This is a genomic window from Psychrobacter sp. Rd 27.2, assembly GCF_001921755.1.
Classification (GTDB): Bacteria; Pseudomonadota; Gammaproteobacteria; order Pseudomonadales; family Moraxellaceae; genus Psychrobacter; species Psychrobacter celer.
Window position 1 is genome coordinate 1 of record NZ_MRYB01000159.1, and the last position, 323, is coordinate 323.

At 39.0% G+C, this 323-nt stretch carries 1 protein-coding gene; it reads left to right on the forward strand.

Annotated features, from left to right (window positions below):
- A partial coding sequence (locus tag BTV99_RS13030) for an SDR family NAD(P)-dependent oxidoreductase (protein ID WP_143507233.1) occupies positions 1-323 on the forward strand: 323 nt, incomplete at both ends.

Here is a 323-nt window from a genome sequence, read left to right on the forward strand (position 1 = left end):
CTGGCTTCTTTGAGACCAAGGAGCAAGATTGGGTTGATGAGCTAAAGTTAAAAGTTTTTAGCGTTGTCAATATGGTCAATGCGACTCTACCATATCTTAAAAAATCTGATATTGCCTCTATTACCAATGTGAACTCATTGCTTGGACTAAAACCAGAAACCTATATGGTAGCAACCTCGGTAGCAAGAGCAGGATTGTTGAACCTAAGTAAAAACTTAGCTAATGAGCTTGTCACAGAAAATATCAGAGTCAATTCTATATTGATTGGTTTGGTGGAATCTGGGCAGTGGCGTAGACGATTTGAGCAAAGATCAGACAAAGCT